Source organism: Qipengyuania sp. (assembly GCF_964227205.1).
In the GTDB taxonomy this organism is placed as follows: domain Bacteria; phylum Pseudomonadota; class Alphaproteobacteria; order Sphingomonadales; family Sphingomonadaceae; genus Qipengyuania.
The window spans coordinates 131,165-158,025 of the sequence record NZ_CAXQVB010000001.1 but is presented as its reverse complement, the minus strand read 5'-3'; the positions used below and the strand labels follow the sequence as shown (position 1 = coordinate 158,025).

Genomic DNA, 26,861 nt, shown 5'->3' with positions numbered 1-26,861 from the left:
CTCAGAACGCGTCCGCGGCGTCGAGCAATTTGGCGATGTTCCTGGGGGCCACCCGGCGCCAACTGCGCTCGAGCCAGTCGGCAACATCGTCCCAGTCGACGCCGGGGCGGTTGAGGATCACGCCGATCCACCCGCTCGCACCGTAATAGGCGGGCTTGTGGTAGGCCTGCGGCTGCGCTTCGACGAGGCCTTCGAGTTCGTCCATGCTGCTGCATTTGACCAGCAGCGAGATATGCGGCGTGCCGTGGTGCTGATCGGAGAAATAGGCGAAAAACTTGCCCGATTTTTCCGTGCCGACACGGAAGCCCGCCGAGCCGTGGCTCTCGCGCTCGTGCGTTTGGGGTAGCGCCAGCGCCAGCTCGCGCACGCGTTCGAGCAGCCACTGTGGATCGTTGCCGCGCGAAACATACTCCGACAGCACGCGCGGATAGAGCTGGTGTTCGGCCACGCGCACCCGGTTGGCGAGCTTTTCGGGTGTGTCGGTGGGCCAGATGGCGACCTTGACCTGCCCTAGCGTCTCGCCGGCATCGAGCTCTTCGGTGACAAGGTGGACTGTCGCTCCGGCATGGCTGTCGCCTGCGGCGATCGCGCGCGCATGTGTATCCAGTCCGGGATATTCGGGCAGCAGCGAGGGATGGATGTTGAGCATCCGCCCCGCCCAGCGCGAGACGAAGGCGGGCGTGAGGATGCGCATGTAGCCTGCGAGCACGATATATTGCGCGCCTGCGTCCGTGGCCGCCCGTTCCATCGCCGCGTCGTGATCAGCGCGGGTCATGCCCTTGTGCGCCAGCGCGAAAGTTGCGACGCCCTCGGCCTTGGCGAGCGTAAGCGCCTCTGCTTCAGGGTCGTTGGCGGCGACCAGCACGATCTCGTAGGCCGCACCGGGGAGCCGGCTGGCATAGAGCAGCGCGGCCATGTTGGTGCCCTTGCCCGAAACGAAGACCGCAACCTTCGCCCTGCCGGACGCCAGGTCAGGCATTATGCGTCGCCGACCAGTCCTCGCGCGCTGCCCAGGTCCCTGCGGACCCGCGGACTGTGCAGCCCTTGGCGCCTTCGACGATGCGGCCGACCGCGAGGACGGTCTCGCCCGCGTCTTCGAGGCGGCTGCGCACCAGCTCGGCCTTGGCAGGCTCGACCGCCAGGACCATGCCGACGCCGCAGTTGAAGGTCCGCGCCATCTCCGCGGGCTCGATGTTGCCCTGCGCCTGGAGGAAAGCCATCAGTCCGGGCTGGTCCCAGCCATCGGCATCGACTTCGGCATGCGCGCCTGCGGGCAGCACCCGCGGGATGTTCTCAAGCAACCCGCCGCCGGTGATATGCGCCAGCGCATCGACCAGCCCGTCGCGCACAACGGGAAGCAGGCTCTTCACATAGATCCGCGTCGGTTCGATCAGTGCATCGATCAGCAGCCGGTCGCGATCGAACAGCGCGGGACGATCGAGCTTCCAGCCCTTGTCTGCCGCCAGCCTGCGCACCAGCGAATAGCCGTTCGAGTGGACGCCCGAGCTGGCCAGGCCGAGGAGGACATGGCCGGGAGCGACGCGCTCTCCGGTCAGTTGCTCGCCGCGTTCGACCGCGCCGACGCAGAAGCCGGCAAGGTCATAGTCGCCTGCTGCATACATGCCGGGCATTTCGGCGGTTTCGCCGCCGATCAACGCGCAGCCGGCTTGCCTGCAACCCTCGGCAATGCCCGCGATGACGCGTTCGGCAACGCCGTTCTCGAGCTTGCCGGTGGCGAAATAGTCGAGGAAGAACAGCGGCTCGGCACCCTGGACGATCAGGTCGTTGACGCACATGGCGACGAGGTCGACGCCGACCGTGTCGTGCCTGTCGCTGTCGATCGCGAGCTTGAGCTTGGTGCCTACGCCGTCATTGCCCGCGACCAGCAGCGGGTCCTTGTAGCCTGCGGCCTTGGGATCGAAGAATCCGCCGAATCCGCCGATCTCGCCATCGGCACCCGGGCGCATGGTGGCTTTCACCAGCGGACCGATCGCCTTGACCAGCGCATTGCCCGCTTCGATCGAAACACCCGCCTGTTCGTAGGTGTAGGATGGCGCGGAATTGTGCGGTTTGTCACTCATGACCCCCGCCTTACGCTTTCGCGCTTGGATTTCCAGTTGCCTTTCGGCAAAAGGCGCCCTGTTTTCCCCATGAGCCACGCCATCTCCCTTCAGCCCGCCTTTCGTCGTCCCGCCCTGCTGGCGCTGCTGCTTGCCGCACTGTGCGCGCTCGGTGTCGCTGTGTGGGCGCAAGTCGGAGGCGAGCGTGGGATCGCCGCGGTCGCCTCGACCAGCGATATTCAGGTTTCGGGTATCGAGGTCGACGTCCGCGCCGCAACCGGGTCGGAAGCGCGCGAAAAGGCGTGGATCGAGGCCCAGCGCAAGGCGTGGGAGACGCTCGAGGGGCCCAAGCTGAGCGATTCGCAGATCGAGGGGCTGGTCTCGGCGATCGTAATCGAGCGCGAACAACTGGGTCCCAAGCGCTATATCGCCACGCTCGGCGTCGTCTTCGATCGCCAGCGCGCGTCGCGCTACCTCGGCAGCGAGAGCGAGGCGACGCGCTCTGCGCCGATGTTGCTGCTTCCGGTCACGGTCTCTGCGGGGACGCAGATGGTCTATGAGCAGCGCAATGCGTGGCAACGCGCCTGGGCCGAGTACCAGGCGGGGCAGAGCCGCATCGATTACGTCCGGCCGAGCGGTGCGGGGGGCGATTCGCTGTTGCTGACCTACGGCCAGACCGGGCGCCGCAGCCGCACCTGGTGGCGCAATGCGCTCGACCAGTTCGGTGCGGCTGACGTCCTCGTGGCAGTCGCGCAATTGCGTTACACCTATCCCGGAGGCCCGATCGAAGGGACCTTCACTGCCCGCTACGGACCCGACAATGTATATCTCGACGGGTTCGACATGACCGCCGCCTCACCCGCCGAACTGCCCGCGATGCTCGACCGCGCGGTCGTCCGCTTCGACCGGATCTTCGAATTGGCGCTTGCCGACGGCAAGCTGCGGCCCGATCCGACACTCAACATCGGCACGCCAGAACTGAGCCCGGCGCTCCAGCGCCTGCTCGAACTCGGCCGGGCGATGCGCGTGCGCGACCAGGCAGCCGCAGTCGCCTCGCAGCCTACCGCCGAAAGCGGCGATGCGATCACCGCCGCCCCGATCCGCACGCCGCCGCCCGAAGGCTCCGTCGCGCTCTACACCGTTCAGGTAGCCACGCCCGACGCGGCCGCATTCGACGGGGCGATCGCTTCGGTCAGGGGCACTCCCGGCGTGCGCAGCACGGGTGTGCGCAGCACGGCGATCGGCGGAACATCGGTGATGACGGTGAGCTATGCGGGCTCGATCGGCCAGTTGGCCGAGGCGTTGCGTGCGCGCGGCTTCAAGGTCACCCAGGGCAGCAACGCGCTCGCCATCAGCCGCTGAAGCGCCGGCGATGAGCTCGCAGATCGCTCTCCCGCTGATTCCCGCCACATCGGGCCAGCCGACGAGCATCATTCTCGGGACAGGCAACCGCGCGGTTGCCGAAGCACTGGCCGCGCCCGAAGCCTGGCCCTTTCGTACCGCCATACTCCACGGGCCGCCGCGCTCGGGCAAGTCGCTCTTTGCCCGCTGGTTCGCCAGCCGGCATGCAGGCGGCGTGATCGACGGAGTGGAAAGCTTGGAAGAGACTGAGATCTTCCACCGCTGGAACCGCGCGCAGGAAGACGGCTTCCCGCTTCTGCTGGTAGTCGATGGCGAAAGCTGGGACATCACGCTGCCCGATCTGCGCAGCCGCATGGGGGCCGCGCTGCAGCTGGAAATCGGACCCCCGGACGATGCGCTGGCGAGCGAGCTGATGCTCTCGCATGCGGCCCAGCGCGGTCTGGCGCTGGGCGAGGGCGCACCCGCCTATCTCGTGCCGCGAATGGAGCGCAGCTATGCCGCGATCGAGAATATCGTCGCCGAAATCGACCGGCTGAGCCTTGAACGGCAGGTCGCGCCGACCCTATCTGTATGGCGCGACGCGCTGGAGGCGGTGCAGGGGCCCGAACAGGGTCGCTTGATTTAACCGCCCGCGAGTGGGAGAATAGCGCCAATGTTCGAACGGCTTCTCGCCTATCTCGACAGCGTGAAGACACGCGACCCGGCCCCGCGGAGCCGCTGGGAGGTGCTGACCTACCCGGGTGTCTGGGCGCTGTTCTACCACCGTATCGCGCATTGGCTGTTCGAGGCCGAGCTGTTTTTCCTCGCTCGGCTGGTCAACCACTGGAGCCGGATGGTAACCGCGATCGACATCCATCCAGGCGCGAAGATCGGTAAGAATTTCTTCATCGATCACGGCTTTTCGGTGATCGGCGAAACCGCCGAAATCGGCGACAATGTGACGATCTACCAATGCGTCACGCTTGGCGGCACCAACCCCACCAACGGCAAGGCGGGCAAGCGCCATCCGACGATCGAGGACGAGGTCATCATCGGTTCGGGGGCCCAGGTCATCGGGCCGATCACCGTCGGCCGCCGTGCGCGCATTGGCGCCAATGCCGTGGTCACCGACGAAGTGCCCGAGGGCGCCACCATGGTCGGCCTAAAGGCGCGCAGCACGCTGGTGCCCGCCGAACAATGGCTCAAGGAATTCATCCCCTACGGCACGCCGTGCGACGATCCTTGCGCGCCGAGCCGCGACTGCGTCGAAAAGCTAGAGACCGAATTGAAAGCGTTGCGCGCCGAAGTCGACGCGCTGCGCGCCGAGCGCGAGCCCGCCCCGCGCAGCGGTACCGGCGATTGATGAGCTACCTCGGCGATACGGTCGTCGCCTTTCCCGGTCGCAAGCCCTTGCAGGTCGGGTTCAGCCGCGAGGAGCTGACGCGTATTCTCGACCTCTATGGCCGCATGGTCGCGGCCGGGCAGTGGCGCGACTACGCGATGGATTTCACCAGGGACTTCGCGGCCTTTTCCGCCTTTCGCCGCGCTGCTGAACGGCCGCAGGCGCGGATCGAGAAGCGCCCCGCGCAGCGCAACAAGCAGGGCATGTGGATTCTGCTGGGCGAACACGGCCAGGTTCTCAAGCGCGCCCACGAACTGCCCGGCGTGATCGCGCCGGTGGAGCGGCGACTGCTGAAGGCGATCGACCAGTAGCACCATTGAGAAAGGGGCCCGTGCCGTAGCACGAGCCCCTCTCGGTCAAGCGGTTGGCCGGATCAGCCGCTTGCGCTGCTCGGGCCGGTGCCGGTGACCTTCTGCATTGCGGTCAGGATTGCGCCCGATTGCTCGCTACCCGACTGCGGGGCCTTGAGGTTCGAAAACTCGCTGATCTTGTCCCAATTGGCGGCGAAGCCTTCGACCGTGCGGTCTTCGTCCTTCAGCCAGACGGCATCGTTCATGACGGTCCAGGCCGAGTGGAAGCCGCCGGCGCCCGCGCCGACGATGGCATTGGTCGGCGCGTCTTCGCTGACCAGGAACAGCGCGGCGGGGACCACGTTCACCGGGTCGAACAGCTTGAAGGCTTCTTCGGGGAAGAGGTCTTCGGTCATGCGTGTGCCCGCAACCGGGCTGATCGTGTTGACCTTGATGTTGTATTTCGCGCCCTCGAGCTGGAGCGTCTTGGTGAGGCCCGCGAGGCCGAGCTTGGCGGCACCGTAGTTCGCCTGGCCGAAATTGCCGAACAGGCCGGTCGAGGATGCGGTCATCAGCACGCGGCCATAAGCCTGCTCGCGCATGGTTTCCCACACGGCCTTGGTGACGTTGGCCGAACCGTTGAGGTGGACGTCGACGACGAATTCGAAATCCTGCATCGTCATCTTGGCAAAGGTCTTGTCGCGCAGCACGCCGGCATTGTTGATGACGATGTGTACGCCGCCCCACTTCTGCTTGGCGTCGGCGACCATTTTTTCCATCTGTTCGAATTCGGTGACCGACCCGCCGTTCGACATCGCTTCGCCGCCGGCCTTCTCAATTTCCTCGACTACCTGCAACGCCATGTCCGAATGGCCGGTGCCGTCGCGTGCCCCGCCGAGATCGTTGACGACGACCTTGGCGCCGCGGCGCGCGAGTTCGAGCGCGTATTCGCGGCCCAGACCGCCGCCGGCGCCAGTGACGATGGCTACCTTGTCCTTGAAGTCGATGCTCATGGGGCTGCTCCTGCTTTATCGTTTACGTAAAGGTCAATCTGCGCGGGGAGGTGGCACGTTCCCTTCGCACTTGCAACAGGCGGTACGGCGCGCCGCCATTCCGTAGCGGCGGGGCGTTCAGCCGAGCCGGGCGAGCGCGGGTATCAGTTCGGCGAGCGAATCGATTTCCGCATCGGCACCGAGTTCGCCGCGCGGCATGTCACAATAGCCGTAGCGTGCGCCGATTACCGGGACCTCTGCGGCACGTGCCGCCCTGACGTCATAGGAGCTGTCGCCGACAAAGGCGAGGTTGCCCCCTCCGCCGCGCCTGATCGCTTCGAAGATCGGGTCCGGCGCGGGCTTGGCGCGCCCCTTGCCCATCGTATCGCCGCCGATAATGGCGATGAAATGGTCGGCGAGGCCGAGCGCCTCGAGGATCTGGCGGGCGAAGCTTTCGAACTTGTTGGTCACCACCGCCATGGCGATGTCGCGCTCGCCCAGTGCCGCAAGCACCTCGCGGGCATGGGGATAGGGCTGGGTGTGGACCGCATTGTTCTCCGCGTAATAGGCAAGCATCGCCTTGTAGAGCCTGCGGAATTCGTCCTCTGGCAGCCCCCCTTGCCGGTCCACCGCCTGCTTCAGCATGATCTTGGCCCCGCCGCCGATCAGGTCGCTGGCATGATCCGCCGGGACCGCATCGAAGCCGCCGAGGTCGAGCGCGTGGTTCACGGCAGCGCCGAGGTCGCGGTGGGTTTCGAGCAGCGTGCCGTCGAGATCGAAGCCGATTATGGCGAAGGGCAGGGCAGTCATGCGCGGTCGGTGCAGGATGCGCCTTCAAACTGCAAGCGAATGGTGGCAATGCGCTAGGCCATGAGCAAAGATCGCAAATTCGCCGCCGTCATCCTCGCCGCGGGCAAGGGCACCCGCATGAAGAGCACGCTGCACAAGGTCCTCCACCCGATTGCGGGGCGGCCGATGCTCGATCACTTGCTCGACAGCCTCGAGGTGCTCGACCCCGCTCACACTGTAGTGGTCGCAGGCGATAGGCACGAACAGCTGCGTGACGCGCTGGCAGGACGCAATGTCTCGGTCGCTCTCCAGGAACCGCAACTGGGCACGGCGCATGCCGCGCTGCAGGCCGAAGCGGCGCTGCGCGACTTCAAGGGGCTGGTCATGGTCTGTTTCGGAGATGCGCCGATGGTGCGCGCCCGGACCGTGCAGCGCATGGTCGATGCGCTGGATGATACGGCCAAGGTCGCCGTGCTCGGCTTCCGGCCCGCCGATACGCTCGCCTACGGCCGGATCATCACGTCGGAGGATGGCAGCGTCGTCAAGATGGTCGAGCACAAGGATGCGACCGAGGAAGAACGCGCCTGCAATCTGTGCAATGCGGGCGTACTGATCGCGCGTAGCGACGATCTCTGGCGCCTGCTCAAATCCGTCGGCAACGACAATGCACAAGGCGAGTACTATCTGCCCGATGTTGCCACCAATGCGATCGCCGAAGGCGCGCGAGTCGTGGCGGTAGAAACGGACCCGCGCGAAGTTGCCGGCATCAACAGTCGCGCCGAACTCGCCCAAGCCGAGGCGCAGTGGCAGGAGTTGAAGCGCGAGGAAGCGATGGAGGGCGGCGTCACGCTGACCGCGCCGGAAACCGTCTTCTTTAGCTGGGACACCCAGCTTGCCGAAGATGTGACGGTTGAACCGCATGTCGTTTTCGGACCCGGCGTCAGCGTCGCGCGCGGCGCGCGCATCCGCGCTTTCAGCCATCTCGAAGGTGCCAGCGTGGGCGAGGATTGCTCGGTGGGACCCTATGCCCGCCTGCGCCCCGGCGCGGTGATGGAGAAGGGCGCCTTCGTCGGCAATTTCGTCGAGATGAAGAAGGCCACTCTGGGCGAGGGGGCAAAGGCGAGCCACCTGACCTATCTCGGCGACGCCGAGGTCGGCGCCGGCGCCAATATCGGCGCGGGCACGATTACCTGCAATTACGATGGCTATTTCAAGTACAAGACCGTGATCGGCGAACGCGCCTTCATCGGCTCGAACAGCGCTCTGATCGCGCCCGTCACCATCGGCGCCGATGCGATCGTCGCGGCGGGCAGCGCGGTCAGCCGCGACGTCGGTGACGGCGATCTGCGCATGGTGCGCGGCGAACAGGTGGTCAAACCCGGCTGGGCCGACCGCTTCCACGACACGATGAAGAAGAAGAAGGCGGCGACGAAGAAGTGAGGGCGGTCCTCGCCTCGGCTCTGCTTCTCGCGGGATGCGCGGGCGAGGCCGACCGCGGGGAAGTCCGATTGGGACAGGATGCGTCGGGCGGTCCGGTAAGTTCGACCGCTATTGAGATATCCGCCGACGCCGTTCCAGAATCCTCCTCGGTCGCCTGCACGGCCGAGGAAGAGGAAATCTTCAGCTGCCGCGTCAAGAGCGGGAAACGAATCGCAGTTTGCGCCAGCGAAGATCGTGGCGGGCAATACCGTTTCGGCAAGGCTACGCCGGAACTCGTGCTCGACGGCGGTATCTGGGCCTCTACGCCCTATTCGGGTGGTGGGGAGGCGCAAATCGCCTTCACCAAGGGGGCGATCCGCTATGTCGTCTTCAGCCGCATGGTGCGCACGAACTTCAAGGCCGGCGAACCCAAAGATCCCGTCTTCAGCGACGGCGTAATCGTGCTCGATGGCGAGAAGATGATTGGCCTGCAAGCCTGCGAGGATCCGGAGGCGATGCCGATCCAATATGCTGCGGCCGAGGCATATTATCCGACCGCCGACGAATTGTTCACCTGGGAGACCGGCCGCGCCGATCCCAACAAGCCCCCCGAATAGCTGCTGGCTGTGCGAGCGCCCGCTGGGGCGCAAGGTGCAGCAGCATCACCCCGTGCCCAAGGCGAAGAAAGGGCGCGCGACGGTGCCTGTGCATCCGATCTGCCACCGCGCGATCCATGCCAATTTCACCAATGCGCAGCTGATGCGCATCGGCGCCGATCGCGCGGCGCTGCTCGAGGAGGAGGCGCTGGCGCGGTTCGTGGAATGGGTGGCCGACAAGCCCCCCGATTTCCACGCACCGACGCGCAGGCCCCGCTGATCAGTCGGCCAGGCGCTGGAGCAGGTAGATCATCTGCAGCGCCTGGATTTTGGCGCGCTGTTCGTTGTCGACCCCGCCCGAATGGCCGCCGGTCGTGTCCTCGAAATAGAAATAGTCCTGCCCCAGTTCCTTGACCCGCGCGGCGCCCTTGCGCGCATGCGCGGGATGCGTGCGGTCGTCGGCGGTCGAGGCCCAGAAGAAGGGCGATGGGTAGTCCTTGCCTTCGAGCAGCTTCTGGTAGGGCGAATAGGGTTCGATCCAGGCGCGCTGTTCGGGAATGCGCGGATCGCCATATTCGCCGGTCCACGAGGCGCCGCGGCCGATCAGCGGGTAGCGCAGCATGTCGAAGAGCGGGATCTGGACGATCGCGCCGTTGAACAGCTCGGGCCGCTGGGTGAAGGCTGTGCCGACCAGCAGGCCGCCCTGCGAACCGCCCTGGATGCCGAGATGCTCGGGGCTGGTGATGCCCCGCGCGATCGCATCTTCGGCAATGGCGATGAAATCGTCCCAGGTACGCTGCTTATTCTCGCGGATGGCGCTCTGGTGCCAGCCGGGGCCGAACTCGCCACCTCCGCGCATGTTGCCAAGGATGTATGCGCCGCCGCGTTCGAGCCAGATCTTGCCGATCGAACCGAGATAGGAGGGCAGGCGCGGGACCTGGAAGCCGCCATAGCCGGTCAGCAGGGTCGGGCTGGTCCCGTCCATCGCCATGCCCTTGGGCTTGACGAGGAAGTAGGGAACCTTGGTGCCGTCGGCGCTGGTCGCTTCGAATTGCTCGACCTCCATGCCCGACGCATCGAAATAGCTCGGCGAAGTCTTGATCACCTCGGGGGTGGCGCTGCCATCCGAGTAATAGAGCGTCGAGGGAGTCAGGAAGTCGGTGACCGAGTACATCACCTCGTCCGAGAAATCCGACGCCGCCTGGACGCCGACGGTGGCATTGTCGGGCAGATCGATCTCCTTCGAGACCCACTTGCCGTCGACATGGTCGAACTTGAGGACGCGCCCGCGGACATTGTCGAGCAGGCTGACATAGAGGCTCTCGGCGGTATTGGCTGCGCCCTGCTTGGTCTGCTTGTCCTCGGGCGCCCAGACCAGTGTCTTTTCGGCCCCGTTGGGATCGGCCTTGAACGCTTCGAGATCGACAGAGACCAGCGCATCGGCCGGGAAGGTGGTCCCCTGCGTCTGCCAGTCGACATCGGTCGAGAACAGCAACTGGCCGTCGATCATTCCGTAGAGCGAAGCTTTGAGCGGCATGTCGAGACGGACCCACTCTCCGTCTTTCTGCCAATAATATTCGGTCTCGTGGAAGCTCGTCGCGCGGAAGGCGTAGGTGCCGTGGACCTCGCCGGTATGATCGCGCAGAAGCGCCGCGGAAGACCAGACGTCGGCTTCTTCTCCGCGCCAGATTTCCTGCGCCTCATCGATAGCTGTCCCACGCTTCCAGATCCGGCTGGTGCGCGGATACTGGCTCTCGGTCAGCGTACCGTCGCCGAAGTCGCGGCTGACCAGCATGGTATCGGCATCGATCCACTCGATCCCGCCCTGGCTCTTGTGGTCGAGCACGAAGCCGCCTTCGACGAAGCTTTTCGTAGCCATGTCGAATTCGCGCAGCACGGTGGCGTCCTCGCCCCCGTCGCTCAGCGCGATCATGCACAGGCGTTCCTCGGGCGGCAGGCAGGTCGAACCCTTGTAGACCCACTCGCGTCCCTCGGCCTCGGCCAGAGCGTCGACGTCGAGCACCGTTTCCCACTGCGGATCGTCGCTGCGATAGCTTTCGAGCGTAGTCCGGCGCAGCAGCCCGCGCGGGTTCGCCTTGTCCTGCCAGAAATTGTACAGCCCGTCGGGACGGATCGAGACATAGGGGATGCGGTCTTCGCTATCGTAGATCGCCAGCGCTTCGGCCTTGATCGTCTCGAAACGGGGATCGCCCGCGAGCAGTTTCATCGTGCGCTCGTTTTCGGCACGGACCCAGTCGAGCGCTCTGTCGCTGCGCGCCTCCTCGAGCCAGATGTAGCTATCTTCGGCAGGGCCGGGGAGGCCGTCCTGCGCGGCGGCGGGCGTTGCATTTGCGAGCGTCATGGCAGCGGCAATGGCCAGCGCGGATACGAGTTTCAAGGGCATCTCTCCGGAAGAATTCGCAGTTCCACCTGCTTGGCTTGGCGGAGGCGCGATGGCAACCGCCTCCCGCTCAATCGATGCGCTGCCATGCCCGGATCTCGCGCTCGTGCAGGCGTGCCTGTGCGAGCGGGCGATAATGCTCGGCGATGGCCCGGGCCACCAGCCGCTTCGCGCGCGGATTCTGGGACGTCAGCGCGGTATCGGCGGTGACGATTACCGGCGGGCGCGCGGCAAGAATCCTCGCAATCTCGGCTTCCTGTGCGATGCCGAGAGAATCGCGTTCCAACGCGTTGTTGAGGTGATCGGGATAGATGTAACGCGTCGGCAGGCAGCTGTTCGTCATACGATAGAGCGCGGTGGGTCCGTCGAATATCCACAGGCAGTGGCGTTCGTCGACATGCAGGGCGATTGTAGCGGCGAGCCGGGCGATTGCGGCCCGTTGCGTTTGCGATTGCGCATATTGCCGCGGGAGGAACAGGACTGCCGCGGCTCCGGCGAGAACCAGCCCCAATGGCACGAAGCGCGCCGGTCCCTTGCGGTCGATCAGCGGCAGCGCAAATAGCACGACTGCCGGCACCAGCGCGGCGTAGTAATAGCGATAGACCGTGGCGGGGAGATAGACCGTGGCCGCCGAGGCCAGCAGCCACAGGACGACGAAACCGTAGGTTCGCCGGTCGCGCGGCGGGTTCATCCGCGCGGCCGCGTATGTGCCGAGCACAAGCAGCACCACCAGGGGGAGCAGGAACACGCGCTGGTCGGGACTGAAACGTCCGACGGCGGCGGGGAGCCGGTCGAAGAAGGAGGTGAAATTGGCGAAGACGAAGGCATCCCATTCGCCGATCGCGGCATAGAAGGCGCCTACGGCTGCTGTCGGCAGCAGGCCGAGCATCGCGAAAGTGAGCGCAAGGCGCGCGAGCCGTGGCCAGTCTGCGCCCTGGCGGCGCTGCCACCACAGCGCCCACAGGCCGAAGAACAGGCATTGCGGCAGGACGGTATATTTGACCTGCAGCGCGAGCCCGCCGACCAGCATCGCCACAAGCGCCCGCCGGACCGCGTGCGGATGCGCCGGATCGCGCACCAGCAGCGCCATCGCCAACATCAACGGCACGTGGAACGCCTCGGTCTGGCCCGAGTGGCTGCCATAGGTCGACATGAGCATGACGTAGAGCAGCCCGGCGCCCGTCGCGGTGATCCGGTCGACGAGCGAGCGGGCGAGGACATAGGTCATCGCCGCACCGGCGAGCGTGAAGAGACCGGCGAGGACTTGATAGGCGGCGGGACTAGGCCCACCCACGGCATGGGCCAGGGCGAACAGCGCGAAGAGGCCGAAGGGCTTGCGGTCCCACAGATCGACAAAGGGCAGCTCGCCGTGGAGCATGCCATTGCCGATCAGCGAATAGAGCTGTTCGTCGATATCGGCGTTGGGATCGCCGATCCAGGGTGCGCGCACTACCAGCACCGCGACCAGCAGCACCGCGCCGACCCACAGGTCGGACCGCGTCCAGCAGCGGCCGGGGTTGCCTTGCGAGCTCATGCCGGTGGTTGTGCCGCGAGCGCGACCGGATTGCCAAGCCGGGCGGCGCGGCTGTTCACGCTTTCCTGCACACATACGAAAAGGGCGGCCCCGCAGGGCCGCCCTTCGAATGTCCGGTGAGTCGGAAGCGATCAGCCTTCGACGTGTTCCGCGAGGACCGTCAGCCCCTTGTCGCCGACTTCGGCAAAGCCGCCGCGGACCTCGATGGTCTCGGGGGCGCCGCCTTCGGTCTTGAAGACCTGCACCGCGCCGTCGCGGATCGTCGACATGAAGGGCGCATGGCCCTCGAGCACGCCGAATTCGCCTTCCGCACCGGGAACGACGACCATGTGGACGTCTTCGGAGCGGACCAGCTTGGCCGGCGTGACGAGTTCGAAGTGGAGGGCCATGTGCTTACGATTCCTCGGCCAGCTTCTTGGCCTTCTCGACCGCCTGGTCGATACCGCCGACCATGTAGAAAGCAGCTTCGGGCAGGTGGTCGTATTCGCCGTCGACGACAGCCTTGAACGACTTGATGGTGTCTTCGAGCTGGACGAACACGCCCGGGATGTTGGTGAACACCTCGGCGACGTGGAACGGCTGGCTGAGGAAGCGCTGGATCTTGCGGGCGCGAGCCACGGTCAGCTTATCTTCTTCCGACAGTTCGTCCATGCCGAGAATGGCGATGATGTCCTGCAGGCTCTTGTACTTCTGCAGCGTTTCCTGAACCTTACGAGCGGTCTCGTAGTGCTCCTGGCCGACGACACGCGGTTCGAGAACGCGGCTGGTCGAGTCGAGCGGGTCGACGGCCGGGTAGATGCCCAGCTCCGAAATCGCGCGGCTCAGCGTGGTCGTCGCGTCCAAGTGGGCGAACGAGGTTGCCGGGGCCGGGTCGGTAAGGTCGTCGGCGGGAACGTAGATGGCCTGGACCGAGGTGATCGAGCCCTTGGTGGTCGAGGTGATGCGTTCCTGCAAATTGCCCATGTCGGTCGACAGGGTCGGCTGGTAGCCCACGGCGGAAGGAATACGGCCGAGCAGCGCCGACACTTCCGAACCCGCCTGGGTGAAGCGGAAGATGTTGTCGACGAAGAACAGCACGTCCTGGCCTTCGACGTCGCGGAAATATTCCGCCATGGTCAGGCCCGACAGGGCGACGCGGGCACGGGCGCCCGGGGGTTCGTTCATCTGGCCGAAGACGAGTGCCACCTTCGAACCGTCCGAGGTCGCATTGCCGTCGGCGTCCTTGGCGATAACGCCGGCGTCGAGGAATTCGTGGTAGAGGTCGTTGCCCTCGCGGGTACGCTCACCGACACCGGCGAAGACCGAGACACCACCGTGACCCTTGGCGATGTTGTTGATCAGTTCCTGGATCAGCACGGTCTTGCCCACGCCGGCGCCGCCGAACAGGCCGATCTTGCCGCCCTTGGCGTAAGGCGCGAGAAGGTCGATGACCTTGATGCCGGTGACGAGGATGGCCGCTTCGGTCGACTGGTCGATGAAGAGCGGAGCCTCGGCGTGGATCGGCGAAGTCTGTTCGGCACCGATCGGGCCGCGTTCGTCGATCGGTTCGCCGACGACGTTCATGATGCGGCCGAGCGTCTTGGGGCCGACGGGGACCGAGATCTGCGCGCCGGTGTTGACGACTTCCTGGCCGCGGACGAGGCCGTCGGTGCCGTCCATCGCAATGGTACGCACGGTGTTTTCACCGAGGTGCTGCGCGACTTCGAGGACCAGCGTGTTGTCGCCGTTCTTGGTTTCGAGCGCGGTCAGGATGGCAGGCAGTTCGCCTTCGAACTGCACGTCGACGACGGCGCCGATGACCTGGCTGATGGTGCCGTTGGGGCTCTGGTTAAGCTTGGGTGCGGTGGCCATGATGTGTCTATCCTACTGGCTCAGGAGGCTTTGTGGTGGGCGCCGTGTTCGGCGCAAATGGTGGCGGCGTCTGCGAGTTCCCAGCCGCTCTTGTCTTCCTTGGCAGCGAGCGTCGCCTTGTGGCGCATGTACTCGTCTTCGCCGAGACCGAATTCGCAGCTGACGGTGTTGGCACCCATGGCGCGCTTGCACATGGCGACGCTCACGGGTTCTGCGCCTTCGCAGCTTTCGGCGAAGGCTGCCTTGAAGGCCGTTTCATCGGGCGCGGGCAGGGTGGTCACCGGCTCGGGCGTCGCAACCTCTTCGGGTGCGGTCTGGGCAGCGGGTTCCTCGCCGCAAGCGGCGAGCAGGGCGAGGGGCAGGAGGAGGGCGAAGTTCTTCACGTGATGATCCTTAGAGTGCTTCCGCACCGGCAATGATTTCGATCAGCTCGGTGGTGATCGCGGCCTGGCGGCTGCGGTTGTACTGGATGGTCAGCTTGTTGATGAGGTCGCCAGCATTGCGCGTGGCGTTGTCCATCGCGGTCATCGAGGCACCCTGTTCGGAGGCCTCGCGTTCGAGCAGCGCGCCGAACAGCTGCGTGCGGACATAGCGCGGCAGCAGTTCCTCGAGGATTTCCTCTTCGCCCGGCTCGTATTCGACCACGGCATCGCCGCCGGTCGCGGCAACGGCGCCGTCACCCTTGGCGGGCGAGGGGACGGGGATCAGCTGGTCGACGGTCGGATCCTGCGCCAGCGCCGACTTGAAGATCGGATAGACGAGGTGGGCGACGTCGAATTCGCCCTTCTCGAAGCGTTCGATCAGTTCATCGGCGATGGCCTCGGCTTCCTCGAAGCCGGGCTGACGCACGGCGGAAGTGTCGAACCACTTCTCGATCCGGTCGGCATAGTCGCGCTTGATCGGGGCGCGGCCCTTCTTGCCGACGAGGTAGAAGCTGACGTCCTTGCCTTCGGCGATCAAAGCGCGGGCCTTGATCTTGGCGGCCTTGACGATGTTCGAGTTGAGACCGCCGCACAGACCCTTGTCGGTGTTTACCACCACCAGCAGGTGACGCTGGTTGGCGCCGGTGCCAGCGAGCAGCTTGGGTGCGCTGTCGCCGCTGACCTTGCCGGCGAGCGAAGCCATGACGCCCGACAGCCTTTCGGCATAGGGACGCGCAGCTTCGGCCGCGGCCTGCGCACGGCGCAGCTTGGCCGCTGCGACCATCTGCTTGGCCTTGGTGATCTTCTGGGTCGACTTGACCGAGTTGATCCGGCCCTTGAGTTCCTTGAGGCTAGCCATTTCGGCTCCCTATCTTCGTGTCTCTAAGGCTCAGGCGAACTGCTTGGCGAAGGTCTTGAGCGCGTCGACGACCTTGTTTTTGGTGTCGTCTTCAAACTTGCCGGTGGTGCGGATCTCTTCCAGCACGTCGGCATGTTCCGACCGCATGAAGCTCAGCATCTGGGCTTCGTAGTCGGTCACGCGGTCGACGGGGACCTCGTCGATATAGCCATTGGTGCCGGCGAAGATCGACACAGTCTGCTCTTCGAACGGCATCGGGCTGAACTGCGGCTGCTTGAGCAGCTCGGTCAGGCGCGCACCGCGGTTGAGCAGCTTCTGCGTCGCGGCGTCGAGGTCCGAGCCGAACTGCGCGAAGGCAGCCATTTCGCGATACTGCGCGAGGTCGAGCTTCATCGAGCCCGAAACCTTCTTCATAGCCTTGGTCTGCGCGGCGCCGCCGACACGCGAAACCGAGAGACCGACGTTAATCGCCGGGCGGATGCCCTGGTAGAACAGGTCGGTTTCGAGGAAGATCTGGCCGTCGGTGATCGAGATCACGTTGCTCGGGATGTAGGCCGACACGTCGCCTGCCTGCGTTTCGATGATCGGCAGCGCGGTCAGCGAACCGCCGCCTTCCGACTTGTTCATCTTCGCCGCACGTTCGAGCAGGCGGCTGTGGAGGTAGAACACGTCGCCCGGATAGGCTTCACGACCCGGAGGACGGCGGAGCAGCAGCGACATCTGGCGGTAGGCCACGGCCTGCTTCGAAAGGTCGTCGTAGACGATCACGGCGTGCATGCCGTTGTCGCGGAAGAATTCGCCCATCGCGGCGCCGGTGTAGGGCGCGAGATACTGCAGCGGAGCCGGCTCCGACGCGGTCGCGGCGACGACGATGGTGTATTCCATCGCGCCGTTTTCTTCGAGCTGCTTGACGATCTGCGCGACGGTCGAGCGCTTCTGGCCGACGGCGACGTAGATGCAGTAGAGCTTCTTGCCTTCGTCGTCGCTGGCATTGACTTCCTTCTGGTTGATGAAGGTGTCGATCGCAACGGCCGACTTGCCCGTCTGGCGGTCGCCGATGATCAGTTCGCGCTGGCCGCGGCCGACGGGAACGAGGGCGTCGATGGCCTTGAGGCCCGACTGCACCGGTTCGCTGACCGATTCGCGCGGGATGATGCCGGGAGCCTTCTGCTCGACCAGGCGACGTTCGGTCGATTCGATCGGGCCCTTGCCGTCGATCGGGTTGCCGAGCGCGTCGACCACGCGGCCGAGCAGGCCCTTGCCGACGGGGACGTCGACGATGGTCTGGGTGCGCTTGACGCTGTCGCCTTCCTTGATCTCGGCGTCCGAGCCGAAGATAACCGCGCCGACGTTGTCGTTTTCGAGGTTCAGCGCCATGCCCTGAACGCCGTTGGCGAATTCGATCATTTCGCCGGCCTGGACCTTGTCGAGGCCGTGGATGCGGGCGATGCCGTCACCGACCGACAGCACGGTACCGACTTCGCTGACTTCGGCTTCACTGCCGAAATTGGCGATCTGGTCCTTGATGACCTTCGAGATTTCTGCGGCGCGGATATCCATGAGTAAAGTCCTTTAAGCCTTCATGGCCTGGGAGAGCGAATTGAGACGGGTGCGGATCGAGGCGTCGATGCGCTTCGATCCGATGGTGACGACGAGGCCCCCGAGCAAGTCAGGGTCGACCTTCGTGGAAAGCTTTACGGTGCGGCCCTCGCGGGCGGTCAGCTTGGCCTTGAGGGCATCGAGCTGGGCATCGGTGAGGGCGTGGGCGCTGGTCACTTCGGCGGTGACCTCGCCGCGCTGGGCGGCGGCGATCGCGCGGAAGGCGCGGATCACCTGCGGCAGCTGCGAGAGGCGGCGGTTCTGCGCCAGCACGCCGAGGAAGTTCTGCGCCAGCTCGGACAGGCCGAGGATGGCCGAAACGCCCCACAACGCCTTTTCGGCGTCGGCGCGGGTGACCTTGGGATTGGTGGTGACAGCGGCGAGCTCGGGCGATTCGGCGAGCGCGGCCTCGAGCTTATCGAGGTCCGATTCGATCGCGGTTACGGTTCCGTTGTCGCTAGCGAGATCGAACAGGGCCGAAGCGTAACGCCCTGCCAGGCTAGCCTGAATACCGGCGGAAATATCCACGCGCTTGAGGTCCTCTCGGGTCCGGAAGAAAAGTCTGTGCGATCCAAGCCGGATGCGGGCGGACAGGAGTCGCCCCGGCAAGGTCGGCGCGCGCCTAGCAAAGCGCCCCCGCAATGGCAAGCCGACTCCGGGCGGTGAATCTGGACTCGTCGCGCGGCGCGCGTAGAATGCGTGGCACAAAGCAACCATTCGCGCGGGAGAGAGGCGATGGAGATGGTGCCGCTGGCTCCGAAATGCGGGGTCGAGATCAAAGGCGTAAGCCTCGCACGGGCCGAGGGCGACACGCTCGATGCGATCAGGCAGGCGATCTACACCCACGGGGTCGCATTGTTTCGCGGGCAAGACGACTTCACTCCGGAGGCGCATATCGCCTTCGCCCGGCGCTGGGGCGGGATCGACATCAACAACTATTTCCCGCTGACCGACGAGCATCCCGAGATCGCCGTAGTTCGCAAGCGCGCCGACCAGACCACCAATATCGGTGGTGGGTGGCACACCGACCATTCCTACGACCAGGTCCCGGCGATGGGTTCGATCCTCGTCGCTCGCACGTTGCCGCCGTCGGGCGGGGACACGCTATGGGCGCATATGGGCGCGGCCTATGACGCGCTGCCCGAGGATCTCAAGGCCGAAATCGAAGGGCTCGAGGCGTACCACACTGCCGATCATATCTATGAGGATGGCGGGCTCTATGCCAAGACCGACATGGGCGGCGACCTGCGCGGTCAGGGGCTCAAGACCGGAGCGACGCACCCGGTGGTGATCCGCCACCCGCAGACCGGGCGCCGGCTGCTGTACGTCAACAGCGCCTTCACCGTGAACATCGTCGGGCGCAGTCGCGAAGAAAGCCTGCCGTTGCTCCAGCAGCTCTACGCCGCGGCGACCGCGGCCGACAACACCTGCCGGGTGGCATGGGAACCGGGGGCGGTGGCGATCTGGGACAACCGCACGACCTGGCACTATGCGATGAACGACTATCAGGGCCACGCCCGCGAGATGCACCGGATCACGCTGACCGGCGAACCGCTGGCGGCGTAATGGCGACGCGGAGGGCCTCGATCAAGCCAACCGACTTGATGTTCGGATTGCAGGAGCTGTTCTCGTTCCTGATTCCCGGAGCATTCTTTCTGGTCTTGATGCCCGCGGAGGTCGTCGATTTTTTACTAGGCCTGATTGGAGTTGAAGAAGGCGACCCTGACCTTGAAAAGTTGCAGGGTGTGTTGCCCTTTTGGCCTGCGGATACCACCGCCCAGGCGATCTTGTTTGCTTTCGCGGCATATGCCGTGGGTGTGTTCCTGTCTGGGATCGGATCGCTGGTCGATTGGCTTCCCGACACGAATGTGAGCATCAAACGATTTATCGCGCAGTTGCGGAAAGACTGGCAAGAAAAAGACGATGCCAAGATTAAGCGATACCAGGCGCTGGAAGAGACTGCTGAGCAGCTCAAAAAGCCCTATCACAACAAGTTAACCGCGCCATTCCGTTTGAAATCGTTCTGGTGGCACTATCTAAGGTTGAAATGCCCCACTGCAGTCACTGAAATAGATAAGCTCGAGGCGCAGCAGAAATTCTTTCGATCCTTATTTGTCGCTTTCCTGATATTGGTAGTGATTCAAATTAGTCTGTGTAATTGGAGCTCGGCAGCCGCGTTCGCTACATTAAATCTATTTAGCTTGGTGGCCTATTCTACTATTCGCCAGAGGCAGACGCGAAAGATCTTCAAGTTCGCACTGATTCACTCGCTGATATCTGCCAATAGATAATGCGGGTCTGAGTTTCTCAAGCGGCCCGGCGCGCAGGGGCATGGCGCCGGTCGTGTCGGTGGTCGTGATGACGTGATATGGATCGACCAAAAATAGATGCTCGCCAGCTGCCACTGGCAGCGCCAGTTGAGTTGATAGCGATCGGCCAAGCCGACCCCGTCCTCGCCGATCTCGACGGGCACTTGTACGGCGGTCATCAGGACCAGCCTGACCAGCTGCAACAGCACCGGCATGAACTCGGCGAAGCTGATAGAGCGGTTGGGTCGCGATGCCCCGCCTCACCAAAAAGGCGATGATGCTGAACAGGATGAACAGCGCGAAGGCGGGCTGGGCCCAGTGCCAACTCACCTTATCCTAGCGCAAAACGCCGACGAAGTTTTCCAACTCGAACGCCACCGTCAGGCTGAGCACGTTCCAAGCGAAGACGAGTGCCTGTTCGATCAGTCGCCACCTGCCCGCGCGCTGCATTCGTAGACCAGCCGCTCGTTCGCCTGGCTGGGGAGCTTGCCGAGCACTTCGGCCTGCATTTCGCCTAGCTTGGCGGCGGCGTCTTCGGTGCCGCATTGGGGCGCATCGTACTTCGCCCGTGCCTTGCGCGCTTCGTTCATCGCGTCGCGTGGAAGGAGGTAGCGCTCGATACGGAAGATGCGGCGGTCAGGATCGAAGCTGTTGACCGCGACGGCGTCTTCCGAATTGGGCACGAACACGCGGCTCCAGCTGCCCCCGGCAAACCCGTATTGCGTGCGCTCGTTGACGCAGCCGCCGGACTGCCAGTCGAACTCGAGATCCTTCACATCCGCGTTGGTCACCCGGCTTCGCTCGGGCACCAGACGGCACAGCAGCGCCAGCTCGCCGGGGGCCGAGGCGGTTTCGTCGTCCTTGCCGCCTGGCTTGCCGTCCTGCATTGCTGCAGCGACGCGGCGGTCGATTTCGTCGAGGCCGGGGCGGGTGAGATAGGCCGCCAGCGCCGCCAGCACGAGTACCGCGCTCGCACCGCCGACGATCCGCAGCCGCGTCTCGTCGCGCGGCTCGGCCTTCCACAACGCGAGCGCCCACTGGCCGAGGCCGAAGGCGACCAGCAGCAGGACGAAGGCGAGGAACAGGCGATCCTCGCGGTCGCGGATCACGCCCTGTTCGGCCTCGAGCTGCGCGCGATCGCGTTTGACCCGCTGCGCCTCGGCGCGTTCGGCGAGGTCGGCGCGCGCGGCCATCTGTTCGCGTTGCAGCCGCTCGCGCTCGGCGGCGTCGAGATCGGCCATCGAGCGGCAGGTCGAATTGTTGACGCGCGGTTCGACGCCGTTAGCTCGGAGGAAGGGGATCAGTTCGCGGTTCGATACGGCGAAGAAGAATTCGGCATCGCCCCCGTCATTGTCGGCGCCGAAGCTGTTGACCCCGAGCACGCGTCCGCAGGGGTCGAGCAGCGGGCCGCCCGAATTGCCGCGCGCGATGGGCGCGGTGTGGAGAATGGTGTCGAACTGGCGGCTCGGGCGCGCGCCCGAGATGAAGCCGGGGCTCTTCACCGGCGGCTGGCTGCGGAAGATGTCGCTCAGGCCGAGGCCCTGCGCGCGGTCGACATTCATCGGATAGCCGACGCTGGTCACCTCGCCGCTGTCGGGCGGCGGCCCGCCGGCGAGCGCCAGAGGAGGCAGGCGCAGGCTGCCGGTGATGCGGATCAGCGCGAGGTCGTTGCGCGGGCTGATCGCCAGCGGCTGGCCATAGACCGCCTCGCCGCCGCCGCTGGGGATGATGCCGATCTTGAGCTCGGAATCGCGCAGCGCGTCGCGCAGGACGTGGGCATTGGTCACGACCTTGTCGCCTGCCACCGCGAAGCCGGTGCCATGGCTGATCGGGATCAGCTCGTCATTCTCCTCGCCGATGATCACCACGCGCACCACACCGCGCGCGGCAGCGTCGATATCGGCTGGTTCCGCATGCGCGATCGCGGGCGCGAGCAGGGCGAGGAGGGCGGCGATGCGTGCGAGGAAGCGAACCATCGCGAGGCCTTGTGACGATCATTGGCTTTGATCGCAAGACGCGGGATGCGCGGGTCGGGGGACTGGCGCAAATGGTCCCATCTTGCGCTATGGAGGCAATCGTGATGCTGACCGATGACACTGCCTGGGCCGCCGTGCTGCGGCGCGACCGCGCGTTTGACGGGCGCTTCGTCACCGGCGTGCTGACCACCGGCATCTATTGTCGCCCCTCCTGCGCGGCACGGCACCCGGCGCGCGGCAATGTCCGCTTCTTCGCCGATGGCGCGGCGGCGCGCGCGGTCGGCTTGCGCGCCTGCAAGCGCTGCCTGCCCGACGATGTAGGTCGCGACGAGGCGGCAGTGCTCGCCGCGCTGGATGAAATCCGCCAGGCCGAGGATGCGCCATCGCTTGCCGCTCTGGCGCAGCTCACCGGCTATTCGCCGACGCATTTCCAGCGCGTGTTCAAACGCGCCATCGGCCTCTCGCCCGCCGCCTATGCCCGCGCGCTGCGCGAAGAGCGAGCACGCGACGCGCTGTCGGGCGGTAGCGATGTAACGGGTGCGATCTACGAGGCGGGCTACGGCTCGGCCTCGCGCTTCTATGAAAACACGAAAGGACGGTTGGGGATGACGGCGAGTGCCTGGGCGAATGGCGGAGCGGGGGTGACGATCCACTGGGCTGTGGTCGAAACCAGCATGGGTGCGATGCTCGTCGCCGCGACCGACAAGGGCGTCTGCCGCCTGTCGTTCAACGAGGATGCGAGCGAACTCGCGCGCCGCTTTCCCAAGGCCGAACTGGTCGAGGGCGGGGCCGAGTTCGAGAAACTGCTCGCCGAGGTCGTCGCCAGCGTCGAAGCGCCCGGCGACTTCGCGCATATCCCATTGGACGTGAAGGGCACCGCCTTCCAGGAGGCCTGCTGGAAGGCACTGCGCGCAATTCCCCCGGGCGAGACGCGCACCTATGCCGAAATCGCCGCGGCGGCAGGCAATCCCAAGGCGGTGCGCGCCGCGGGCAGCGCGAATGCTCGCAACAATGTCGCGGTCCTGATCCCGTGCCACCGCGTGATCCGCACCGGTGGCGATCTCGGCGGATACGCCTATGGGCTCGACATCAAACGCGAATTGCTCAAGCGCGAAGGCGTGGAATGACCGGTCCCGGCCGCGCGGCCCGGGTGCGGGAAGCAAGGGGCTAACATTAAATTAACCGTACTTTGCGACGAAGGAGCATGCTTCGTCGCTTCCTGTCCTCGATCAAGAATTGGGCGCTGGGACCGCCCGTTCCCGATGCCGGAGACGGTCCTAGCCCCGCCCTGACGGTGCCGATTGCGTCGCTTATCGGGCGAGTGGAAGAGATGACCAAGACCGGCTTCTGGCGGCTCGATTGCGATACCGGGCAGGTCTACTGGTCGCCCCAGGTCTTCGCGATTCACGAGATGCCGGTCAGCGATCACGTCGACGTCGAAAAGGCGCTCACCTACTACCCCGATGCTTCGGCCACGCTGATCGCGCAGGCGGTGCAGCAGGCCAGCACGGTCGGCACCCCCTACGATCTCGAACTGGACTTCATTTCCGAATGCGGAACGCCCAAGCGCGTGAGAGCGCTCGGTCAGGCCGAAATGAAAAACGGCAAGATCGTGGCGTTGATCGGCGTCTTTCAGGACATCTCCGAGCGTTACCTTCTCGAACAGAAGCTGCGCCGGGTGGCAACGACCGACGAGCTGACGGGGCTGCCCAACCGGCGCCACCTCAAGATGTATTACGAGAGCAGGGGGCTGGCGCGGCGCGGCGTCAAACCCACTCGCTTCGCCTGTGTCCTGATCGATCTCGATCACTTCAAGGAACTCAACGATTCGCAAGGACACGCGGCCGGCGATCGCGCCCTCGAAGTTGTGGCCGACCGGTTGAAGCACCCGACGTTTCAGGACAGTTTTGCGGCGCGCCTCGGCGGGGACGAGTTCGTCATGCTTATCGAAGATGACGGGCTGCTCGATGAAATCGGGGCAACATCGCGGACCTTGCTCGCGCTCTTGAAACAGCCCGTTCGCCTCGATGGCAGGGTCTGCCAGATGTCGGGGACGATCGGCATTGCCTGGTTCGACGACAAGGGTTTCGCCCTTTCGGATGTCCTTCGCTGTGCCGACGCCGCGCTCTATTCGGCGAAAGAGCAGGATCGCGGAACGGCGGTCATCAGCAGCATGGAAGATCTCATGATGGACGAACCCGGGGATACTCCCCAGGTCATGTCTGCCTAGCTCTCGCACCGGCTCCAAATACAAGCGGGACGGGCGACCATCGCCGCCCGCCCCGCCGTTCTGGTAGCCGCAGGTGCGGTTAGAGCTGGCTGTCCATCCCGTCGACGCTCTTGCTGACGAGGATGTTGACCGCCACGCGGCGGTTCTGCGCCTTGCCCTGCTCGGTGGTGTTGTCCGCTGCCGGGTCGGCTTCGGCCATGCCGGTAGGGACCATCATGCGATAGGGCTTCCAGCCGCATTCCTGCTGGAGGAAGTTCACCACGCGCGCGGCGCGTTTCTCGCTCAGCTCCTGATTGTATTCGTAATCGCCGACCGAATCGGTGTAGCCGACAACCAGCAACAGCGCGTTGTCGGTCGCCTGTGCCTGCTGCGCGGTCTGGCACAGTTCGTAGCGGGCTTCCTGCGAAAGGTTGTACTTCGCAGTGTCGAAATAGACGTTGGTCGTGCCCTTGACGTTGTATTCGTCGATATTGGCGACGCGGCCGCGCAGCGCCTCGGTCGCCGCCTCATTGGCGGTGAAGCGCTGGTCGGTGCCGGTGTGGATCATCCGCGCGGTCTTGAGGTCCTTGCTCTTGAGCGCGACCTTGGTCGCGATCAGGCCGCGGTCGGCCCATTGCACGGTGTCTACCTCGACCGGCAGGCCGTTGAGCAGATCCTGCTGCCCCAGCTTGTCCTTGTCGAGGCCGAGGAAGCCGCCGCTGCTACGAATTTCGGTCGCCGGGCTGATCGCGACCACGGTGCGTGCACCGTCGGTGGTAGTAACCTGGATCAGATCGCCCTTGCGCGCCGAGATCACACCCTCGACGCTCGGGCCTTCGGGCATGCCCGATAGGTCGCCGGGCATGGTGCCGGTGACGGTGATGTCGCTGCTCTGCACTTCGTAGCTCGACTGCGCTGCGAGTTCCTGGGCGGTTGCCGGTGCGGCCAGCAGGCCGATTGCGGCGAGCGCGGCAGCGCTGGTGGAAAAACTGTTCATCTGCATACTCCTAATCCCTAGTGCCGCCCTCCGCGCCACCGGTCATGCCGGTTGCACGTCGACGGATGTCAGAACCCCCTTGTCCAAGTGACGAGCCTACGCGGCGGAATTGCCGCAGGTCGGCGTCGGGTGTTCGCCCGGACCTGTCGGGCGGATGAACAATTGCGGCGAAATAGTGGCAGAAAAGGGTGGCGCGGGGGCCTGTTGCGATGAACCGTTCTTCCGGTTCAGCCGTCGCGCGCCCATCCTTCGTCGGCAGGCACGAGCGAATCCAGAAAGGCCTGCGCGCTATCGAGATAGTCCCGCTGGCGGTCCTCGCCCATCCGGTCCCAGGTCGAGTAGATGCGCCCGATGCGCGGGTTGCTCTCGAGCCGCTCGCGGTGGCGGTGCATGAAATGCCAGTAGAGCGGATTGAAGGGGCAGGCGCCTTCGCCGGTTTTCTTGCTCGGCGAGTAGGTGCAGCTCGAGCAATAGTTGCTCATCTTGTTGATGTAATTGCCGCTCGCCGCATAGGGCTTGGAGGCGAGCTTGCCGCCATCGGCATAAAGGATCATCGCCGCGACATTGGGCAGTTCGACCCATTCATAGGCATCGGCATAGACGACGAGGTACCAGTCTTGCACCTCGCGCGGACTGATCCCGGCCAGCAGCGCGAAATTGCCCAGCACCATCAGCCGCTGGATGTGATGCGCATGCGCGTTCTCGCGAGTCGAGCGGATGCAGTCGGCCATGCAGGCCATGTCGGACTCGCCGGTCCAGTAGAACTCGGGCAGGCCGCGCTGGGCGTTGAGCGAATTCGCCTTCTGCAAATGCGGCATCTGGTGCCAGTAGAAGCCGCGCACATATTCGCGCCAGCCGATGATTTGGCGGATGAAGCCCTCGACCGAATTGAGCGGTGTCTTGCCGTCCTTATAGGCTTGTTCCGCGCGCCGGCAGAGGTCGAGCGGGTCGAGCAGGCCGAGGTTGATGCTGGTCGAGAGCATCGAGTGAAACAAATCGTCCTCGCCCGCGACCATGGCGTCCTGATAGGGGCCGAAGCATTCGATGCGTTCGGCGAAGAAGGCATCGGCGGCTTCTTCCGCCTCGTCGCGGGTGACGGGCCATTGGAATTGCTCGAGCGAGCCGAAATGGTCTCCGAAGCGATTCTCGACGAGATCGATGCAATCCTTCGTGATGGCATCCGGTTCGAACGTCGGTCGCTCGGGCGCGGCGAGGCCTTCCTTGGGCGGCTTGCGATTCTCGCTGTCGTAATTCCATTCGCCGCCTTCGGGCTTGTCGCCGTCCATCAGCAGGCCGGTCCTGCGCCGCATCTCGCGGTAGAAGAACTCCATGCGGAGTTCTTTGCGGTCTTTCGCCCATTCGTCGAATTCGGCCTGCGAACAGATGAAGCGATCGTCGCGCAGGATTTCGACCTCGCAGGCAAACTTGTCCGCCCACTGGTCCATGTCCTCGCGCACGCGCCATTCGCCTGCCTCGACCACGCTGACGAGGCGCGGGGCATGCTTCTCGATCGCGCGCGCGACTTCGCCGGTGAAGCTCCCCGCATTGTCCTCGTCGTCGAGCTTGACGTAGTCGACCGTCCAGCCCGCATCGCGCAATTCTTGCGCGAAGTGGCGCATGGCGGAAAAGATGAGGACGATCTTCTGCTTGTGGTGTTTGACGTAGGTCGCCTCGTCCCAGACCTCCATCATCAGGACGATCGTATCGTCCTTGGTCCGCCCGCGAAGGCTGGCGAGGGTGCGGGTCAACTGGTCGCCGAGGATGGGAACGAGGACGGGGCCGGGCATCGCGTCTCCAATGCCCGGCCCGCGCAAT

At 64.9% G+C, this 26,861-nt stretch carries 27 protein-coding genes; 11 read left to right on the top strand and 16 right to left on the bottom strand.

Features of this window, described 5'->3' with window-relative positions; genetic code table 11:
- Nucleotide 1: 1 nt before the first annotated feature.
- Nucleotides 2-979 carry a phosphoribosylglycinamide formyltransferase gene (gene purN / locus ACEQZ0_RS00835; RefSeq protein ID WP_370187345.1) on the bottom strand — a complete coding sequence of 326 codons (978 nt, stop codon included), beginning with the start codon at nucleotides 977-979 and terminating at the stop codon, nucleotides 2-4.
- Nucleotides 972-2,081 (bottom strand): phosphoribosylformylglycinamidine cyclo-ligase, encoded by a 1,110-nt coding sequence (purM, locus tag ACEQZ0_RS00830; protein WP_370187343.1) that lies wholly within the window; start codon nucleotides 2,079-2,081, stop codon nucleotides 972-974. Before purM ends, purN begins: the two co-directional genes overlap by 8 nt.
- A gap of 69 nt (nucleotides 2,082-2,150) precedes the next feature.
- Between purM and ACEQZ0_RS00825 the strand changes: the two genes are divergently transcribed.
- Genes ACEQZ0_RS00825 through ACEQZ0_RS00810 form a run of 4 tightly spaced genes read left to right on the top strand, consistent with a single transcriptional unit; the run spans nucleotide 2,151 to nucleotide 5,114 of the window.
- A complete protein-coding gene (locus ACEQZ0_RS00825; protein WP_370187341.1) occupies nucleotides 2,151-3,422 on the top strand; it encodes a heavy-metal-associated domain-containing protein in 1,272 nt (423 codons plus the stop codon).
- 10 nt (nucleotides 3,423-3,432) lie between these two features.
- Nucleotides 3,433-4,047 (top strand): ATPase, encoded by a 615-nt coding sequence (locus tag ACEQZ0_RS00820; protein ID WP_370187338.1) that lies wholly within the window; start codon nucleotides 3,433-3,435, stop codon nucleotides 4,045-4,047.
- Nucleotides 4,048-4,074: 27 nt separating this feature from the next.
- Nucleotides 4,075-4,764: a serine O-acetyltransferase EpsC gene (gene epsC, locus ACEQZ0_RS00815; RefSeq protein WP_370187336.1), complete on the top strand. Its 690-nt coding sequence runs from the start codon at nucleotides 4,075-4,077 to the stop codon at nucleotides 4,762-4,764.
- Nucleotides 4,764-5,114: a DUF2794 domain-containing protein gene (locus ACEQZ0_RS00810; RefSeq protein ID WP_370187334.1), complete on the top strand. Its 351-nt coding sequence runs from the start codon at nucleotides 4,764-4,766 to the stop codon at nucleotides 5,112-5,114. The genes epsC and ACEQZ0_RS00810 overlap by 1 nt, the downstream gene beginning before the upstream one ends.
- Before the next feature lie 62 nt (nucleotides 5,115-5,176).
- Here ACEQZ0_RS00810 and ACEQZ0_RS00805 read toward each other — a convergent pair whose 3' ends face one another.
- Nucleotides 5,177-6,106 carry an SDR family NAD(P)-dependent oxidoreductase gene (locus tag ACEQZ0_RS00805; protein WP_370187330.1) on the bottom strand — a complete coding sequence of 310 codons (930 nt, stop codon included), beginning with the start codon at nucleotides 6,104-6,106 and terminating at the stop codon, nucleotides 5,177-5,179.
- Nucleotides 6,107-6,223: 117 nt separating this feature from the next.
- The gene (locus tag ACEQZ0_RS00800; RefSeq protein ID WP_370187327.1) at nucleotides 6,224-6,895 is read right to left on the bottom strand and encodes an HAD-IA family hydrolase; all 672 of its coding nucleotides are present in this window, start codon (nucleotides 6,893-6,895) and stop codon (nucleotides 6,224-6,226) included.
- A 60-nt stretch (nucleotides 6,896-6,955) separates the two neighbouring features.
- On the opposite strand from ACEQZ0_RS00800, the gene glmU reads away from it, so the two are divergent.
- From glmU to ACEQZ0_RS00785, 3 genes are read left to right on the top strand one after another with little or no spacing between them, the layout of a single operon-like run.
- Nucleotides 6,956-8,314: a bifunctional UDP-N-acetylglucosamine diphosphorylase/glucosamine-1-phosphate N-acetyltransferase GlmU gene (gene glmU, locus ACEQZ0_RS00795; protein WP_370187325.1), complete on the top strand. Its 1,359-nt coding sequence runs from the start codon at nucleotides 6,956-6,958 to the stop codon at nucleotides 8,312-8,314.
- A complete protein-coding gene (locus ACEQZ0_RS00790; protein WP_370187321.1) occupies nucleotides 8,311-8,910 on the top strand; it encodes a hypothetical protein in 600 nt (199 codons plus the stop codon). The genes glmU and ACEQZ0_RS00790 overlap by 4 nt, the downstream gene beginning before the upstream one ends.
- Entirely contained in the window at nucleotides 8,888-9,169 is a 282-nt protein-coding gene (locus ACEQZ0_RS00785) for an HNH endonuclease (RefSeq protein ID WP_370187850.1), read from the top strand. Before ACEQZ0_RS00790 ends, ACEQZ0_RS00785 begins: the two co-directional genes overlap by 23 nt.
- Here ACEQZ0_RS00785 and ACEQZ0_RS00780 read toward each other — a convergent pair whose 3' ends face one another.
- From ACEQZ0_RS00780 to ACEQZ0_RS00745, 8 genes are all read right to left on the bottom strand, one after another.
- Nucleotides 9,170-11,293 (bottom strand): prolyl oligopeptidase family protein, encoded by a 2,124-nt coding sequence (locus tag ACEQZ0_RS00780; RefSeq protein WP_370221111.1) that lies wholly within the window; start codon nucleotides 11,291-11,293, stop codon nucleotides 9,170-9,172.
- A gap of 67 nt (nucleotides 11,294-11,360) precedes the next feature.
- Nucleotides 11,361-12,824 carry an ArnT family glycosyltransferase gene (locus ACEQZ0_RS00775; RefSeq protein WP_370187315.1) on the bottom strand — a complete coding sequence of 488 codons (1,464 nt, stop codon included), beginning with the start codon at nucleotides 12,822-12,824 and terminating at the stop codon, nucleotides 11,361-11,363.
- Between the two features lie 131 nt (nucleotides 12,825-12,955).
- Nucleotides 12,956-13,213 carry an ATP synthase F1 subunit epsilon gene (locus tag ACEQZ0_RS00770; protein ID WP_370187311.1) on the bottom strand — a complete coding sequence of 86 codons (258 nt, stop codon included), beginning with the start codon at nucleotides 13,211-13,213 and terminating at the stop codon, nucleotides 12,956-12,958.
- A gap of 4 nt (nucleotides 13,214-13,217) precedes the next feature.
- A complete protein-coding gene (atpD, locus tag ACEQZ0_RS00765) occupies nucleotides 13,218-14,675 on the bottom strand; it encodes a F0F1 ATP synthase subunit beta (protein WP_370187308.1) in 1,458 nt (485 codons plus the stop codon).
- Between the two features lie 20 nt (nucleotides 14,676-14,695).
- Nucleotides 14,696-15,058 (bottom strand): hypothetical protein, encoded by a 363-nt coding sequence (locus ACEQZ0_RS00760; protein WP_370187305.1) that lies wholly within the window; start codon nucleotides 15,056-15,058, stop codon nucleotides 14,696-14,698.
- Nucleotides 15,059-15,068: 10 nt separating this feature from the next.
- A complete protein-coding gene (locus ACEQZ0_RS00755; RefSeq protein WP_370187302.1) occupies nucleotides 15,069-15,956 on the bottom strand; it encodes a F0F1 ATP synthase subunit gamma in 888 nt (295 codons plus the stop codon).
- A 30-nt stretch (nucleotides 15,957-15,986) separates the two neighbouring features.
- Complete coding sequence (gene atpA, locus ACEQZ0_RS00750) at nucleotides 15,987-17,516, bottom strand: F0F1 ATP synthase subunit alpha (RefSeq protein WP_370187299.1); 1,530 nt, start codon at nucleotides 17,514-17,516, stop codon at nucleotides 15,987-15,989.
- A 12-nt stretch (nucleotides 17,517-17,528) separates the two neighbouring features.
- On the bottom strand, nucleotides 17,529-18,083 hold the full coding sequence (locus tag ACEQZ0_RS00745; protein WP_370187296.1) for a F0F1 ATP synthase subunit delta: 555 nt from the start codon (nucleotides 18,081-18,083) through the stop codon (nucleotides 17,529-17,531).
- Nucleotides 18,084-18,290: 207 nt separating this feature from the next.
- On the opposite strand from ACEQZ0_RS00745, the gene ACEQZ0_RS00740 reads away from it, so the two are divergent.
- The gene (locus ACEQZ0_RS00740) at nucleotides 18,291-19,121 is read left to right on the top strand and encodes a TauD/TfdA dioxygenase family protein (protein ID WP_370187294.1); all 831 of its coding nucleotides are present in this window, start codon (nucleotides 18,291-18,293) and stop codon (nucleotides 19,119-19,121) included.
- 38 nt (nucleotides 19,122-19,159) lie between these two features.
- The gene (locus ACEQZ0_RS00735; RefSeq protein ID WP_370187290.1) at nucleotides 19,160-19,846 is read left to right on the top strand and encodes a hypothetical protein; all 687 of its coding nucleotides are present in this window, start codon (nucleotides 19,160-19,162) and stop codon (nucleotides 19,844-19,846) included.
- Here the strand turns inward: ACEQZ0_RS00735 and ACEQZ0_RS00730 are convergent.
- Both ACEQZ0_RS00730 and ACEQZ0_RS00725 read right to left on the bottom strand, forming a co-directional pair.
- Nucleotides 19,819-20,079 (bottom strand): hypothetical protein, encoded by a 261-nt coding sequence (locus ACEQZ0_RS00730; protein WP_370187288.1) that lies wholly within the window; start codon nucleotides 20,077-20,079, stop codon nucleotides 19,819-19,821. The genes ACEQZ0_RS00735 and ACEQZ0_RS00730 overlap by 28 nt on opposite strands.
- Nucleotides 20,080-20,286: 207 nt before the next feature.
- Nucleotides 20,287-21,840 carry a serine protease gene (locus ACEQZ0_RS00725; protein WP_370187286.1) on the bottom strand — a complete coding sequence of 518 codons (1,554 nt, stop codon included), beginning with the start codon at nucleotides 21,838-21,840 and terminating at the stop codon, nucleotides 20,287-20,289.
- A 104-nt stretch (nucleotides 21,841-21,944) separates the two neighbouring features.
- Here ACEQZ0_RS00725 and ACEQZ0_RS00720 point away from each other — a divergent pair, with 104 nt between their 5' ends.
- Together ACEQZ0_RS00720 and ACEQZ0_RS00715 are read left to right on the top strand one after the other, a co-directional pair.
- Nucleotides 21,945-22,967 carry a bifunctional transcriptional activator/DNA repair enzyme AdaA gene (locus tag ACEQZ0_RS00720; protein ID WP_370187848.1) on the top strand — a complete coding sequence of 341 codons (1,023 nt, stop codon included), beginning with the start codon at nucleotides 21,945-21,947 and terminating at the stop codon, nucleotides 22,965-22,967.
- Between the two features lie 77 nt (nucleotides 22,968-23,044).
- The gene (locus ACEQZ0_RS00715) at nucleotides 23,045-24,070 is read left to right on the top strand and encodes a diguanylate cyclase domain-containing protein (protein WP_370187283.1); all 1,026 of its coding nucleotides are present in this window, start codon (nucleotides 23,045-23,047) and stop codon (nucleotides 24,068-24,070) included.
- A gap of 79 nt (nucleotides 24,071-24,149) precedes the next feature.
- Here the strand turns inward: ACEQZ0_RS00715 and ACEQZ0_RS00710 are convergent, their stop codons facing one another.
- The gene (locus tag ACEQZ0_RS00710; protein WP_370187280.1) at nucleotides 24,150-25,046 is read right to left on the bottom strand and encodes an OmpA family protein; all 897 of its coding nucleotides are present in this window, start codon (nucleotides 25,044-25,046) and stop codon (nucleotides 24,150-24,152) included.
- 227 nt (nucleotides 25,047-25,273) lie between these two features.
- Nucleotides 25,274-26,833 carry a cryptochrome/photolyase family protein gene (locus ACEQZ0_RS00705; protein WP_370187278.1) on the bottom strand — a complete coding sequence of 520 codons (1,560 nt, stop codon included), beginning with the start codon at nucleotides 26,831-26,833 and terminating at the stop codon, nucleotides 25,274-25,276.
- Nucleotides 26,834-26,861: the final 28 nt, after the last annotated feature.